The organism is Microbacterium mcarthurae, from assembly GCF_046064585.1.
In the GTDB taxonomy this organism is placed as follows: domain Bacteria; phylum Actinomycetota; class Actinomycetes; order Actinomycetales; family Microbacteriaceae; genus Microbacterium; species Microbacterium mcarthurae.
In genome coordinates, this window is the sequence record NZ_JAROCE010000002.1 from 371,978 (window position 1) to 385,938 (window position 13,961).

Genomic DNA, 13,961 nt, shown 5'->3' on the forward strand with positions numbered 1-13,961 from the left:
CGATCAGCGCAGGATGCCGCCGAGGTCGAGCGCGCCGTCGACGGTGTCCTCGACACCCGACGTCACGTCGCCCACGACATCGTCAACGGAGCCGGAGATGTCTTCCACGGCGCCCGAGACATCGCCGACCGAGGCGCCGTTGTCACCGGTGGAGATGTCGGCATCGCCTGTCGACACGTCCGCGTCACCCGTCGAGACGTCCGACTCGTTGCCCGAGCCGACCGGGGCCTCGATGGGCGCGGTCACCTCGTTGCCGGAGCCGAGGTCGTTGCCCGAACCGATCGGGGCGGTGGTGTCGTTGCCGGACCCGACGGGGGCCGTCGTGTCGTTGCCGGAGACGACCGGCGTCTGGTTGCCCGACGCGACGTCCCCGTTGAGGGAGTCGCTGACGAGCGGACCCTGCACCAGCGGGCCGAAGTTCGCGATGTCACCGACCGCGGTCTCGGGGCTGGCGGTGAAGTCACCGCTCTCGATGAGGCCGCTCACCCAGGTGTAGAACGGGTCGGACGCGTCGACGAACTGCGTCGCGGTCGTCGAGGCATCCGTCGAGGTGACGGTGTCGTCGGCCGATGCCGGCAGCGCCAGTCCGGCGACGGCGAGAGCCGCGGCTCCCGTGCCGGCCGCAGCGATCATGCCGATTCGGGTCTTCGTGTTGTACGTACGCATCAGGTTTCCCTTTCCGTTTCCGTATACGGCGTTCCCGCCGCACGAGGGGTCATCCGAAGGGAAGTCGAAACCGGATGGGTCGGATGTCGGGAGAACGCCATCGGGCGACGCTTCGCGGACGGCGCGATCCGCGTCACGACGGCGATCGCGGGGAACCCTGGCAGAAACCTGGCAATGCCCGATCCGAGGGCATCGCCGCACGCCCGGGCGGCTCAGTCGAGCAGCAGCGCCGGCTCTTCCAGAACGGATGCCACGTCGGCGATGAACCGCGAGATGCCGTCGCCGTCGACCACACGGTGATCGAACGAGCCCGACACGGTGGTGACCCACCGTGGCCGCACCTCGCCGTCGACCACCCACGGCTTCTGCCGGATGGCCCCCAGCGCGATGATGCCGGCCTCGCCCGGGTTGATGATCGGGGTGCCGGCATCCACTCCGAACACGCCGATGTTGGTGATCGTGAACGTGCCGCCGGTCTGATCGGCGGGGCTCGTTTTGCCCTCGCGCGCCGTGAGCGTCAGATTCTCGAGCGCCTTGGCGAGTTCGCGGGTGTTCATGGCCTGCGCGTCCTTGATGTTCGGCACGAGCAGGCCTCGTGGGGTGGCCGCGGCGATGCCGAGGTTGACGTAGTGACGCACGCGGATCTGGGCGCCGTCCTCGGTGTCGACCCAGGCGGCGTTGATCATCGGCGTGCGGCGCAGGGCCCACATCACGGCGCGCGCCATGATGAGCAGCGGCGAGATCTTCACGTCGGCGAAGTCGGGCGAGGCCTTGAGGCGCTTGACGAGTTCCATCGTGCGCGACGCGTCGACGTCGACCCACACCGACACGTGCGGGGCCGAGTAGGCGCTCGAGGTCATGGCGTTCGCCGTGGCCTTGCGGACGCCGCGGACGGGAATGGACTCCTCGCGCGCGTCGTCGACCGGGGCCGCGGGGGCGGGCGCCGGGACGGGGATGGTCTCCTCGCGCACCGCGCCCCACTCGGGCGTCTCGATGTTGCGGAATACGCTGGCCTGCTCGGCGTGCTTCACGACGTCGTCGCGGGTGACCTCGCCCGCGGGACCGCTGGGGGTGACCGCCGAAAGGTCGACGCCGAGGTCGCGCGCGAGCTTGCGGATCGGGGGCTTGGCGACGACCCCCACGGATGCCTTGACGGGACGCTCCGCGGGCTTCCGCCGCCGCGACGACACGGCGCCGCCCGTGCCGTAGCCGACGAGCACCGCTCCGCCGGGGTCGGTGGGTTCGGGAACCGTGGTCGGCTGGGCGGGCGCGGGAGGCGCGGCATCCGTCGATCCGATCGTGATGATCGGGGCACCGACCTCGACCGTGGCTCCCTCGACGGCGAGCAGTTCGCCGACCGTGCCCGCGTAGGGCGAGGGCAGTTCGACGAGCGACTTGGCGGTCTCAATCTCGACGATCACGTCGTTGACGGCGACGGTGTCACCGGGCGCGACGCGCCACTGGACGATCTCGGCCTCGGTGAGTCCTTCACCGACGTCGGGGAGGACGAAGGTCTGCTCGGTCACGGTGTGTCCTTTGCTCGCGAGACTTCATAGGGCCGACGAGACAGCGGCGGAATGTCGCGGTCTCGCCGGTGCGATGAAGTCTCGCGGTTCATGGCGGGGAGAGGAAGAGCGGTCAGTAGGCCAGCGAGCGATCGACGGCCTCGAGGATGCGGTCGGCGTCGGGCAGGTACGTGCCCTCGAGCTTTGCGGGAGGGAACGGCACGTCGAAGCCCGACACGCGCAGCACCGGCGCCTCGAGCGCGAAGAACGCCCGCTCCATGACGGTCGCGGCGATCTCGGAGCCGAGCGAGGTGAAGCCCGGCGCCTCCTGCGCGTAGACCATGCGACCGGTGCGGCGCACCGAGTCCAGGAGGGGGCCGTAGTCGACGGGAGACAGCGAGCGCAGGTCGATGACCTCGCAGCTCGTGCCCTCGCTCTCGGCGAGCGCCGCGGCCTGCAGCAGCGTGGTCACCATCGCGCCGTGCCCCACGAGCGTGACGTCGGTGCCGCGGCGGACGACGCGGCTCGCGTGGAGCGGCAGCGCGGGAGCCTCGGTGTCGACCTCGCCCTTCTGCCAGTACTTGGCCTTGGGCTCGAGGAAGATCACCGGGTCGGGCGAGTCGATCGCCTGCTGGATCATCCAGTACGCGTCGTTCGCGGTCGAGGGGCTGACGACCCGCAGGCCCGGCGTGTGCGTGAAGTACGCCTCGGGGCTCTCCTGGTGGTGCTCGACCGCGCCGATGTGCCCGCCGTACGGGATGCGGATGACGACGGGCATGCGCACCGCACCCTCGTGGCGGTTCGTGAGCTTGGCGAGCTGCGTCGTGATCTGGTCGAACGCGGGGAAGACGAACCCGTCGAACTGGATCTCGAGCACGGGCCGGAACCCGCCCATCGCGAGGCCGATCGCGGTGCCCACGATGCCCGATTCGGCCAGTGGGGAGTCGATGACGCGGCGCGGTCCGAAGTCCTTCTGCAGCCCCTCGGTCACGCGGAACACGCCGCCGAGCGGACCGATGTCCTCGCCCATGAGGAGGACGCGGTCGTTCGTCTCGAGCGCGCGGCGGAGGCCGGCGTTGAGGGCGCGGCTGATCGGCAGGTTCTCGGTCACTGCGCTCCCCCTTCCATCGACGCCTCGTAGTCGTCGAGCCAGCGCTGCTCCTCCTGCACGAGGGCGTGCACCTCGGAGTAGACGCTCTCGAACATGTGGGCGCGGGGGATCGTGCCGAGCTCGTTCGTGCGCACGCGCACCTCGTCGGCGAGCGCCCGGCCCTCGGCATCCGCGTCTTCGAAGAACTGCTGCGACGCGCCGCGGCCCTCGAGGTAAGCCCGCATGCGGGCGATGGGGTCGCGCCCGGCCCAGGCCTCTTCTTCGGCGGAGGTGCGGTACTTCGTCGGGTCGTCGCTGGTGGTGTGCGCACCGCGGCGGTACGTCATCGCCTCGATCGCGCGGGGGCCGGAACCGGCGCGGGCCTCATCGAGCGCGAGCTTGGACACGGCGTAGCTGGCGAGCACGTCGTTGCCGTCGACCTGGACGGACGGGATGCCGTACCCCGCCGCGCGCTTGTACAGCGGCGTGCGCGACTGGGTGGCGACGGGGACCGAGATCGCCCACTGGTTGTTCTGCAGGAAGAACACCTCGGGCGCCTGGAAGCTCGCGGCGAACACCATGGCCTCGTGCACGTCGCCCTGGCTGGAGGCGCCGTCGCCGTAGTAGACGATGACGGCTTCGTCGCGCTCGGGGTCGCCGGTGCCGCACTTGCCGTCGAACACCAGGCCCATGCCGAGGCCCGTGGCGTGCAGTGTCTGAGCGCCGAGCACGAGCGTGTAGATGTGGGTGTTGCCGTTCTTGGGGTCGGTCGGGTCCCATCCGCCGTGCGTGAGCCCGCGCATGAGCCGGATGATGTCGAGCGGGTCGACGCCGCGGATGCGGGTCACCACGTGCTCGCGGTACGACGGGAAGATGTGGTCCTGCGGACGAGCGGCGCGCGCCGAGCCGACCTGCGCGGCCTCCTGCCCGAAGGACGGCGGCCAGAGGGCCAGCTGCCCCTGGCGCTGGAGGTTCGTCGCCTGGACGTCGAACGCGCGGATCGAGACCATGTCGCGGTAGAACGTCTCGAGTTCGGCGTCGGTGAGGGCGTCGATCAGGGGCAGATAGCGCTCGGCCTCAGGAGTGGGCGCGAGGGTGCCGTCCGCCGCCAGAACGCGCACGAGAGCCGGGTCGTCGAGCGGGGTCATGTACCCACGCTAATGGGCGCGTCATGCCCCGCACCGCATGAGGTGCACAACGGATGCCACGATCCGGCGTGGGTTGTCCACAAGCCGCCCGCGTCACTCGCCGCCGAGGGGGGTGTACCGCAGTGCGGTCACGCGCACCGCCGTCGCCCCGAGGGCCCGGACGCCGATCGTGCGGCCGGTGAAGCCGCCGGCGACCTCGGTCGAGAGGTACCGGCCGTCGAGCGCGGCGATCCACCTGTCGCCGTCCGCGTCGACCAGACCGAACCGGAGGTCGTCGGGGCCGTCGTGGGTGGCATCCACCGCCTCGACGACGAGGGTCACGACCGCGCCGGTTGCGGGGGCGGAACCGGCGGATGCCTCGAGCGGACCGATGCGGGCCCGGACCTCGGCCGCGCCACCGTCGAGCGTGATCTCGTACCAGTGGCGCTCATCGAGCCGGACGCGCAGGGCCACAGCGGCTGAGGCATACACGCGCGCCTCGAACCGCCACCGCAGATCGCGCACGCGCACCGCGAGCTCGTGCGATCCGAGGGCGACACCGCCGGCGGGATGCGCGTCGGGGAGCGCCCCATCGGGCGACACGTAGCGCGGGTGCAGCCCTGGCGAGGAGAAGTCGTCGACGAACGCCGTGTCGGCACGATCGGGCAGCACGTCGTCGGTGTGCACGACGGGCCAGTCGTCGACCCAGGCGATGCGGGCGAGGAACGTCTCGCGCCCGGCGACGTGAAAGCCCGGGGTGAATCCGCGCGGCCGCACACCGAGGTACACCATCGCCCACTCGCCGTCGGGGCGCGCGACGAGGTCGGCGTGGCCGGTGTTCTGCACGGGGAAACCGGTGCTGCGGCGGCTGAAGATCGGGTTCGCGGGGGTGGGCTCGAACGGGCCGTCGATCGCCCGGGACCGCGCGACGCACACCGCGTGTCCGCGTTCGGTGCCGCCCTCGGCGGTGAGCAGGTACCACCAGTCTCCGCGCCGGTACAGGTGCGGGCCCTCGGGGTGGGCGAGGCCGGAGCCCTGCCAGATCACGCGCGGCTTCTCGATCAGGAGGCCGCGCTCCAGGTCCACGCGTGCTTGCGCGATGACCGGCAGCGACCCGTCCGCGGGTCGCAGCGCCTCATCGAGCGCGCAGTACGTGAGGTAGCAGGTGCCGTCGTCGTCCCACGCGAGGTCGGGGTCGATACCGCCGAGGCCCGGGAACACGATCGGATCCGACCACGGCCCCGCCGGGTCGGTCGCCGTGACGACGAACTGCTCTCCCCCGCGGTCGACGTTCGTCCCGACGACGAAGAACGTGCCGTCGCGGTGGCGGATCGTGGGCGCGTAGATGCCGCGCGAGGCCTCCGACACCCCGGCCGGGAACTGGCTCTCGCGCGTGAGCACGTTGCCGAGTTGCGTCCACTCGCGCAGGTCGCGGCTGTGCCAGATCGGGATGCCGGGCGCGTACTCGAACGACGAGTTCACGAGGTAGTAGTCCTCGCCCACCCGGCACACCGAGGGGTCGGGGAAGAAGCCGGGGATGATCGGCGTCGTCGCGGCATCCCGGATGCCGGTCCCCGGCGGCATCGTCACGGCTGCGGCGCGACCGCGGCGGCGACGTCGACGATCCGGTCGATCGACTCCTCCTCGCCGATCGAGATGCGGATGCCGTCGCCCGCGAAGGGACGCACGATGAGTCCTGCCTCCTCGAACGCCGCCGCGACATCGAGCGCGCGGTCGCCCGCGGGGAGCCACACGAAATTGCCCTGGGCGTCGGGGACGTCCCAGCCGGTCTCGCGCAGGCGCGCGACAAGGGCGTCGCGCCGCTCGGCGAGGACGGCGACGCGGTGCAGCAGCTCGCTCTCGGCGGCCAGGCTCGCCAGCGCCGCCTCTTCCGCCGCCGCCGTGACCGCGAGCGGGATCGCCGTGCTGCGGGCGGCGTCGAGCACGCGCGTGTGGCCGATCGCGTAGCCGACGCGCAGGCCCGCGAGGCCGTACGCCTTGGAGAACGTGCGGAGCATGACGACATTGGGGCGCGCGAGCAGCGTGCGAGCGCGGTGGCCCTCGACGGCATCCGGATCGGTCACGAACTCGGCGTACGCCTCGTCGAGCACGATGAGCACGTCCGCGGGCACCTCCTCGACGAATGCGGTGAACTCGTCGAAACCGACCGTCGGCCCCGTGGGATTGTTGGGGCTGCACACGATGACCAGGCGCGTGCGGTCGGTGATCGCCGCCGCCATCGCGGGGAGGTCGTGACGCGCGTCGGCGGTCAAGGGCACCTGCACGCTCGTCGCCCCGGACACCGCGACGAGCGAGGGGTATGCCTCGAACGAGCGCCATGCGTACACGACCTCGTCGCCCGGGCCGGCCGTGGCCAGCAGCAGTTGCGCGAGCAGGGACACACTCCCGGCACCGATGTGGATGTCATCCGCCGACACCCCGTAGCGGGCACCGAGGCGTTCGCGCAGGCGTGTGGCGGTGGCATCCGGGTACCGGTTGATCGCCGTCGTCGCACGCACCGCGTCGAGCACCCCGGGCAGCGGATCGAACGGGTTCTCGTTGCTCGACAGCTTGAACGCGTCCGCGCTCGCCTGGCGCCCCTGCCGATAGGCGGGGAGGGCGGCGATCTCGGGGCGGATACGGGGGAGGACCGGCTCTTCGCTCACGAGCCGAGCCTAACCGCGTGGGCCTCGCGCGCGTCAGACCCGGCGTGCCACGATGGGGGCATGCGCTTCGTCGTCCGCGTGGCCGTCAACGCCTTCGCCATCTGGATCGTCACGCTGCTCCCGGCCCTGCAGGTGACGCTCATCCCCTTCGCCCCCGGCGAAGGACTGCAGGTGGCGCTCACGCTGCTGCTGGTGGGGCTCATCTTCGCCCTCGTCAACACCATCGTCGGCACGGTCGTGAAGATCGTTGCCATCCCGCTCTACATCCTGACCCTCGGCCTCATCTCGCTCGTGATCAACGGCTTCCTGCTGTGGCTGACGGGGGTCATCACGGCGAACTGGGATTGGGGCCTGCGCACGGGCGAGTTCTGGCTCACGGTCGTCGCGGCGCTGCTGATCGGCATCATCAACGCCGTCCTCGGCGGCCTGCTCCGCCCTCGCCGCGACGAGCGCTCACGTCGCTGATGCGCGAAACGGTCGTCCCCGCCATGATGGAGGGATGACCGCGAGTGCCGACGCGCCCTTCCGCGTCGTCTTCGTCTGCAGCGGCAACATCTGCCGGTCGCCGATGGCCGACGTCGTGTTCCGTCGTATGGCCGATCACGCGGGGCTCGGCTCACGCGTCGTCTCGACGTCGGCCGGCACCGGCGACTGGCACGTCGGCGAGCGCGCCGATCACCGCACCCTCGCGGCGCTCGAGCGTCTGGGGTACGACGGCGCCGCGCATCGCGCGCGGCAGTTCACGTTCGCAGACTTCGCGCACAACGATCTCGTCGTCGCCCTCGACCGCAGCCACGAGCGCGTGCTGCGCGGATGGGCCCGGCACGACGACGACGCCGACAAGATCGCGCTGCTGCTGTCGTTCCTCCCGGATGCCGAGACCCTCGACGTCCCCGACCCGTACTACGCCGGTCCCCCGATGTTCGACGAGGTGCTCGGTATGATCGAACGCGCCAGCCGAGCCCTGTTCCGGCAGCTCGAGCCCGCCATTCGTTCCGCGGGCTGACATCTTCGCGCGACCCCCGGGAGATCCGTGTCCGCTCTGCCCCCGCAGCCCCTCAGCCCGCTCGACGGACGCTACTTCGCCACCGTCTCGGAGCTCGGCGACTACCTGTCGGAGGCGGGCCTGAACCGCGCCCGCGTCGAGGTGGAGGTCGAGTGGCTGCTGGCCCTCACCGACCGATCGTTGTTCGGCACCTCGCCGGTCGGCGACGCCGACCGCGCGCGGCTGCGGGCGCTGTACGAGGACTTCGGTGCCGACGAGATCGCCTGGCTCAAAGAGAAAGAGGCGGTCACCCGCCACGACGTCAAGGCGATCGAGTACCTCGTGCGCGACCGGCTCGACAGCCTCGGCCTCACCGCCCTGGCCGAGCTCACGCACTTCGCCTGCACGAGCGAAGACATCAACTCCACCGCCTACGCCCTCACCGTGCAGCGCGCGGTGCAGCGCGTGTGGCTGCCGAAGCTCCGCGCCGTCACGGCGGCCCTCGCCGAACTCGCCCTGCAGCACCGGGATGCCGCGATGCTCTCGCGCACGCACGGCCAGCCCGCAACGCCCACCACGATGGGCAAGGAGATCGGCGTCTTCGCGTGGCGCCTGGAGCGCGTCATCCGTCAGCTGGATGCCGGCGAGTACCTCGCGAAGTTCTCCGGCGCCACCGGCACGTGGTCGGCGCACGTCTCCGCCGAGCCCGACGTGGACTGGCCCGCGCTCACGCGCTCGTTCATCGAGTCGCTGGGGCTGGGCTTCAACCCCGTGACGACGCAGATCGAGTCGCACGATTGGCAGGTCGAGCTGTACGACCGGGCGCGGCACGCGGGGGGCATCCTGCACAACCTCGCGACCGACGTCTGGACCTACATCTCGCTCGGGTACTTCACCCAGATCCCGGTCGCCGGGGCCACGGGCTCGTCGACGATGCCGCACAAGATCAACCCGATCCGCTTCGAGAACGCCGAAGCGAACCTGGAGATCTCGGGCGGATTGTTCGCGACCCTGGCATCCACCCTCGTCACCAGCCGCCTGCAGCGCGACCTCACCGATTCCACGACGCAGCGCAACATCGGCGTCGCCTTCGGCCACTCGCTGCTCGCGCTCGACAACCTGCAGCGTGGCCTCACCGAGATCTCGCTCGCCGAAGACGTGCTGCGAGCCGACCTCGACGCCAACTGGGAAGTGCTCGCCGAGGCCATCCAGACTGTGGTGCGCGCCGAGATCGCCGCGGGGCGCTCGCAGATCACCGACCCGTATGCGCTGCTGAAGGACCTCACGCGCGGCCGTCGTGTCGGCGGTCCCGAGCTCGCGGAATTCGTCCGCGGCCTCGACATCGGCAACGCTGCGAAGGAACGCCTGCTCGCCCTCACCCCCGCGACGTACGCCGGCCTCGCCTCTCGCGTCGTCGACGCGCTATAACCCCGGCCATAAACGCGATTCGCCACCAGAAACACGGGGGCACCGCGTTTCTGGGCGGGAATCGCGTTTATCGCGACGAACCGCGGTGGGTGTCCCGGGAGAATGGATGCCGTGCGCGCGATGATCATGGACGCCCTGGCCCATCCTCTCGAGGTGCGCGAGGTGCCGGAGCCGACGGCTCCGGCGGGTGGTGTCGTCGTCGAGGTGCACGCGACGGGGCTGTGCAAGAGCGACTGGCACGCGTGGGTCGGACATGACGACGTCGCCCTCCCCCACGTCCCCGGGCACGAGCTCGCCGGTGTCATCGCCGAGGTCGGGGCGGGCGTGGGCGGGTGGAGCGTCGGCGATCGCGTCACCGTCCCGTTCGTGATGGGCTGCGGTGCGTGCGAATGGTGCCGCAGCGGGAACGCGCAGGTGTGCCCGCGCCAGGAGCAGCCGGGCTTCACGCAGTGGGGCTCGTTCGCCGAACGCGTCGTGGTGCGCGCGGCCGACACCAACCTCGTCGCCATCCCCGACGGCGTCTCGTTCGAGGCGGCGGCGGCCCTCGGATGCCGCTTCGCCACCGCCTATCGCGCCCTCACCGGCCGCGCACGCGTGCGTGCCGGCGAGTGGGTCACCGTGGTGGGGGCCGGGGGCGTGGGGTTGAGCGTCGTCATGATCGCGGTCGCCCTGGGCGCTCGCGTGATCGCCGTCGACCGGACGCCCGCGGCGCTCGAGGTGGCGCAGCGTCTGGGCGCGGAGCACACGTTGCTCGCCGATGGTCGAGACGTCCCGTCGGCCGTCGCCGATATGACCGGAGGCGGCAGTCACGTGTCGATCGACGCCGTCGGCAGCGCGCAGACCGCGCGCGACGCCGTGCTCAGCCTGCGTCGCCGCGGCCGGCACGTGCAGATCGGGCTGCTCCCCACCGCGGACGGGCAGACGCCGATGCCGATGGCGCGCGTGATCGCGTGGGAGCTCGACCTCCTCGGCAGCCACGGCATGGCCGCGGCCGACTACCCCGAGATGCTCGACCTCATCGCAGCGGGGACGCTCCGGCCGCAGGACCTCATCGAGCGCGTCGTCGGTCTCGGGGAGGCCGCGACGATGCTGCCGGCGATGGACACCGCCGCGCCGGCGGGCATGACGATGATCGACCCGCGACGGGTCTGAGCGGCGCGGCGACGTCAGGCGCGCGGAGCCTCGGTGTCGTCGGCGGGACGCGTGTCGCCGTCGGCATCCGCATTCTCGTCGTCGGACGGGACGAGCAGGGGGCGATCGACCTGCTTCGCGACCTGCGACGGGTCGACCGCGAGCAGCAGCAGCGCGACGCTGACGAGGACGACGATGAACGTCACGCCCGCGGCGATCGCTCCGACCACGAGAGCGCGCTGGATCTCTTCGGCCGGGCGGGCCTGGAAGGCGCCCATCGTGGTGAGGGTGACGACACCGGCGAACACCGCGGCGATGAAGGCGAGGCCGAGCAGTTGCACCGGCTTCATGAGGTCACGGCGGGTGGGCTTGTCGGTCATGATGCGGCCTCCTCGGCGGGTACGGCCGGAACCGGCTCCGGGCGGCGCGGCGAGAACCCGGCGATCGCCAGGTAGACGGCGATGATCGCCGCGTAGCCGCCGAAGATGCCGACGGCGATGGTGATTCCCGTGAGGGTGAAGGTGCCGGCGCCCTCGATGGTGTAGTCGTACGAGAAGGCCGGGCTGGTGGCGAGCAACCCGATCACGAGAGCGAGCGTGAGGATGCCGACGGTCACACCGTCGCGAGCGACGGACGCCGACCGGCCCGCACGACGGTCACGCACGGCCCCGACGATCTCGATCACGCCCGACACGGCCGCCCACACGATGACGAGAACGAAGAAGAATGTCGTGGTGCGCCACGCGCCGACGCTCGCGGCGAGACCGGCCACCCCCGTCACGACCGCCAGAAGTACCGGCGTCACGCGCTGCCCACGGGGAAAGACCAGCCACGCCGCGACGACGAAGACGAGGGCCGTCGACAGAGCGAAACCGCTGAACACGCTGCCCCCGACGGCGGCGGAGTGATCCGGCGAGAACGTGACCATGACGGCGGCGAGCGCAGCGAAGAGCGCGCGCGCCAGCTGGACGTGGCGCACGTCGAGGGAGCGCACAGAAGCAGGAGTGGTCACGGAGGGTCCCGGTGAGGCGGAGTCGATGGCATCAAGTCTATTCCCCGGCGGCTGGACGGCCTCCGAGTGCACCGACGTCGAGACATCGCCCGGGCCCACGCGTCCGGGCGGGCCCCGGCGAGCGGACGGCCGTTCACGTCCGCCGGGAACGGCTCCGGGCCGGGGGGTATCTGGGAGCGTCCCCCGACCCGGAGGTCTCAAGCGACCGGCTCGCGCGTGCGACGCCGGGCGCGGGTCTGCGGGATCTCGGGCTCAGGCTGCGCGGCCGCCTCGGCGTCGGTCACCGCCGGGCGGCGGGGCCACCAGAACCGGTCGCCCGCGATGAACGCCATGGCGGGGACGATCACGGTGCGCACGAGGAGGGTGTCGATGAGCACACCGATGCACACGATGATGCCGATCTGCGTCAGCGTGATTAGCGGCAGCACCCCGAGGACCGCGAAGACCGCCGCGAGCAGGATGCCGGCGCTGGTGATGACGGCGCCGGTCGCGGCGAGAGCCCGGATCATCCCGCGGGTCGTGCCGAGCGTGCGCGCCTCCTCCTGCGCGCGGGTCACGAGGAAGATGCTGTAGTCCACGCCCAGGGCGACGAGGAACAGGAAGCTGAACAGCAGCACGTTCGTATCGATCGCGGGGAACGCGAACAACGGCGTCTGGAACAGCCACCACGCGGCGCCGACCGCCGAGAAGAAGCTCGCGACCACGGCGAGCAGCAGCAGCACGGGTGCGAGGAGGGCCCGCAGCAGGATCACGAGCACGATCAGCACCAGGACGAGGATGAGCGGGATGATGAGCGCCTGGTCCCGCTCCTGCGCCCCGGCGACGTCGAGGGCGCGCGCGTCGAGTCCGCCCACGAGCGCCTCTCCCGACCCGATGCCGTCGAAGTCGGCCCGCATCCGCTCGATCGCGGCGAACGCTTCCGGCGTCTCGGCGGAGGCGTTGAGCGTGACGTCGATGCGTGCCCAGTCGGTCGTCTCCTCCACGAGGCGGGCCGAGTCCACCCCGTCGATCGCGGTGGCCGCCTCGACGACGGCGGCGGCGTCGGCGACGGGCGCCATCACGGTCGCGGGCGAGGTGGCGCCCGCGGAGAACGCCTCGGCGAGCACCTCCTGCCCGCGCACGGCATCCGGCTTCTGCAGGAACCGGTCGTTCTGCGACAGGCCCGTCTGCACGAAGAACAGGCCGCTCGCGAGCGCGCCGAGCACGACCGCCCCGCTGATGGCCACGATGATCGGTCGGCGCGACACGGCGCGACCGAGTCGGCCCCACGGGCTGCGCGCGATGGCATCCGGAGAACCGAACCGCGGAATGTAGGGCCAGAACAGACCGCGACCGAACAGGACGAGCGCCGCAGGAAGGACCAGGAGCGCGAACGCCATGGCGACGACGATGCCGATGGCGCACGCGAGACCGAGCGCACGGTTGCCCGACAGCTCACCCAGCAGAAGGGTGGCCAGCGCCAGGGCGACGGTCGAGCCGCTCGCGATGATCGCCGGCCCCGACCCCCGCACGGCGCGACGCATGGCTTCGCGGCGATCCTCGGCGAGGCGCAGTTCGTCGCGGTATCTCGCGATGAGCAGCAGCGCGTAGTTCGTGCCCGCACCGAAGACGAGCACGGACAGGATGCCGGTGACCGAGGCATCCAGCTGGACGCCCGCGAGGGCGGCGATGCGGCGCGCCACGATGCCGGCCGACGCGTCGGCCACGCCGATGACCACGAGCGGAACCAGCCACAGCCAGGGGCTGCGGTAGGTGATGAGCAGGAGCACCGCCACGACGATCACGGTCGTCAGCAGCAGGGTGAAGTCGGCTCCGTCGAACACGGCGGCGATGTCGACCTCGAAGCCCTCGGGGCCGGTGAGGTAGGTGTCGACCCCGGTGAGACCGTCGGCGGCCAGCGTGCGGATCTCGTCGGCGCGCTCGCTCTGGGCCTCGACGTCCTCTTCCGGGGCGAGGGGGACGACCAGCAGCGCGACCGTGCCGTCCTCCGACACCTGGGGCGGCGGGATGAACCCGTCGGGGGTGAGGTCGACGAGGTCGCCGAACGCCTTCTGCTGGATGGCGCCCACCGTGTCCGGCGGGAGCGCCTCGCCGTCGTCCGACGCGAAGACGAGCAGGGCGGAGGTCGTGTCGGCATCCGGGAAGCTCTCGAGGATCTTCTCGACCTGCACGGACTCGGCCGAATCGGGCAGTCCCGAGTCCGGCGCCGTCTCGGACTCGGCGCCCGACCCGAGCGTGAACAGGGCGGCCACGCCCGCGAAGGCCACGACGAGGACGATCCACGAGGTGCGGGCCGAAGTGAGGAAGCGCAGGAAGCCGTTCATCGCCGTCTTTCGCTAGATTCTGAAGTA

Annotated in this window: 13 protein-coding genes; 4 read left to right on the plus strand and 9 right to left on the minus strand. The window is 71.2% G+C overall.

The annotated features are described in order from the left end of the window. Positions 1-3 precede the first annotated feature (3 nt). The 6 genes from P5G46_RS08360 to P5G46_RS08385 form a co-directional block, all read right to left on the minus strand. Positions 4-666, minus strand: a complete 663-nt coding sequence (locus P5G46_RS08360) for a hypothetical protein (protein ID WP_408905457.1) — start codon at positions 664-666, stop codon at positions 4-6. A gap of 212 nt (positions 667-878) precedes the next feature. Continuing rightward, complete coding sequence (locus P5G46_RS08365; protein ID WP_239277207.1) at positions 879-2,192, minus strand: dihydrolipoamide acetyltransferase family protein; 1,314 nt, start codon at positions 2,190-2,192, stop codon at positions 879-881. 112 nt (positions 2,193-2,304) lie between these two features. After that, positions 2,305-3,282, minus strand: a complete 978-nt coding sequence (locus P5G46_RS08370) for an alpha-ketoacid dehydrogenase subunit beta (RefSeq protein ID WP_408905458.1) — start codon at positions 3,280-3,282, stop codon at positions 2,305-2,307. Further along, positions 3,279-4,409, minus strand: coding sequence for a thiamine pyrophosphate-dependent dehydrogenase E1 component subunit alpha (locus P5G46_RS08375; RefSeq protein ID WP_408905459.1), 1,131 nt, complete (start codon positions 4,407-4,409; stop codon positions 3,279-3,281). The genes P5G46_RS08370 and P5G46_RS08375 overlap by 4 nt, the downstream gene beginning before the upstream one ends. Before the next feature lie 93 nt (positions 4,410-4,502). Next, positions 4,503-5,972 carry a glycoside hydrolase family 43 protein gene (locus P5G46_RS08380; protein WP_375095061.1) on the minus strand — a complete coding sequence of 490 codons (1,470 nt, stop codon included), beginning with the start codon at positions 5,970-5,972 and terminating at the stop codon, positions 4,503-4,505. Positions 5,973-5,974: 2 nt separating this feature from the next. Next, a complete protein-coding gene (locus P5G46_RS08385; RefSeq protein WP_239277211.1) occupies positions 5,975-7,054 on the minus strand; it encodes a histidinol-phosphate transaminase in 1,080 nt (359 codons plus the stop codon). A 60-nt stretch (positions 7,055-7,114) separates the two neighbouring features. On the opposite strand from P5G46_RS08385, the gene P5G46_RS08390 reads away from it, so the two are divergent. The 4 genes from P5G46_RS08390 to P5G46_RS08405 all read left to right on the plus strand — a co-directional run bounded on the left by P5G46_RS08390 (position 7,115) and on the right by P5G46_RS08405 (position 10,619). After that, positions 7,115-7,519 (plus strand): phage holin family protein, encoded by a 405-nt coding sequence (locus P5G46_RS08390; protein ID WP_239277212.1) that lies wholly within the window; start codon positions 7,115-7,117, stop codon positions 7,517-7,519. Between the two features lie 34 nt (positions 7,520-7,553). Next, on the plus strand, positions 7,554-8,060 hold the full coding sequence (locus tag P5G46_RS08395) for a low molecular weight protein-tyrosine-phosphatase (RefSeq protein ID WP_239277213.1): 507 nt from the start codon (positions 7,554-7,556) through the stop codon (positions 8,058-8,060). 27 nt (positions 8,061-8,087) lie between these two features. Then, a complete protein-coding gene (gene purB, locus P5G46_RS08400) occupies positions 8,088-9,467 on the plus strand; it encodes an adenylosuccinate lyase (protein WP_408905460.1) in 1,380 nt (459 codons plus the stop codon). Between the two features lie 111 nt (positions 9,468-9,578). Then, the gene (locus P5G46_RS08405) at positions 9,579-10,619 is read left to right on the plus strand and encodes a zinc-binding dehydrogenase (RefSeq protein ID WP_239277215.1); all 1,041 of its coding nucleotides are present in this window, start codon (positions 9,579-9,581) and stop codon (positions 10,617-10,619) included. 14 nt (positions 10,620-10,633) lie between these two features. Here P5G46_RS08405 and P5G46_RS08410 read toward each other — a convergent pair whose 3' ends face one another. From P5G46_RS08410 to P5G46_RS08420, 3 genes are all read right to left on the minus strand, one after another. Beyond that, positions 10,634-10,978 (minus strand): amino acid transporter, encoded by a 345-nt coding sequence (locus P5G46_RS08410; RefSeq protein ID WP_239277216.1) that lies wholly within the window; start codon positions 10,976-10,978, stop codon positions 10,634-10,636. After that, on the minus strand, positions 10,975-11,610 hold the full coding sequence (locus tag P5G46_RS08415; RefSeq protein WP_239277217.1) for an acyl-CoA synthetase: 636 nt from the start codon (positions 11,608-11,610) through the stop codon (positions 10,975-10,977). Before P5G46_RS08415 ends, P5G46_RS08410 begins: the two co-directional genes overlap by 4 nt. A gap of 197 nt (positions 11,611-11,807) precedes the next feature. Further along, positions 11,808-13,934, minus strand: coding sequence for an MMPL family transporter (locus P5G46_RS08420; RefSeq protein WP_239277218.1), 2,127 nt, complete (start codon positions 13,932-13,934; stop codon positions 11,808-11,810). Positions 13,935-13,961: the final 27 nt, after the last annotated feature.

Excerpts from the sequence above, each read along its gene's own strand:
- P5G46_RS08380 (WP_375095061.1), bottom strand. The coding sequence starts at position 5,972 with ATGCCGCCGGGGACCGGCATCCGGGATGCCGCGACGACGCCGATCATC.
- P5G46_RS08360 (WP_408905457.1), bottom strand. The coding sequence starts at position 666 with ATGCGTACGTACAACACGAAGACCCGAATCGGCATGATCGCTGCGGCC.
- P5G46_RS08420 (WP_239277218.1), bottom strand. The coding sequence starts at position 13,934 with ATGAACGGCTTCCTGCGCTTCCTCACTTCGGCCCGCACCTCGTGGATC.
- P5G46_RS08410 (WP_239277216.1), bottom strand. The coding sequence starts at position 10,978 with ATGACCGACAAGCCCACCCGCCGTGACCTCATGAAGCCGGTGCAACTG.
- P5G46_RS08375 (WP_408905459.1), bottom strand. The coding sequence starts at position 4,409 with ATGACCCCGCTCGACGACCCGGCTCTCGTGCGCGTTCTGGCGGCGGAC.
- P5G46_RS08390 (WP_239277212.1), top strand. The coding sequence starts at position 7,115 with ATGCGCTTCGTCGTCCGCGTGGCCGTCAACGCCTTCGCCATCTGGATC.
- P5G46_RS08395 (WP_239277213.1), top strand. The coding sequence starts at position 7,554 with ATGACCGCGAGTGCCGACGCGCCCTTCCGCGTCGTCTTCGTCTGCAGC.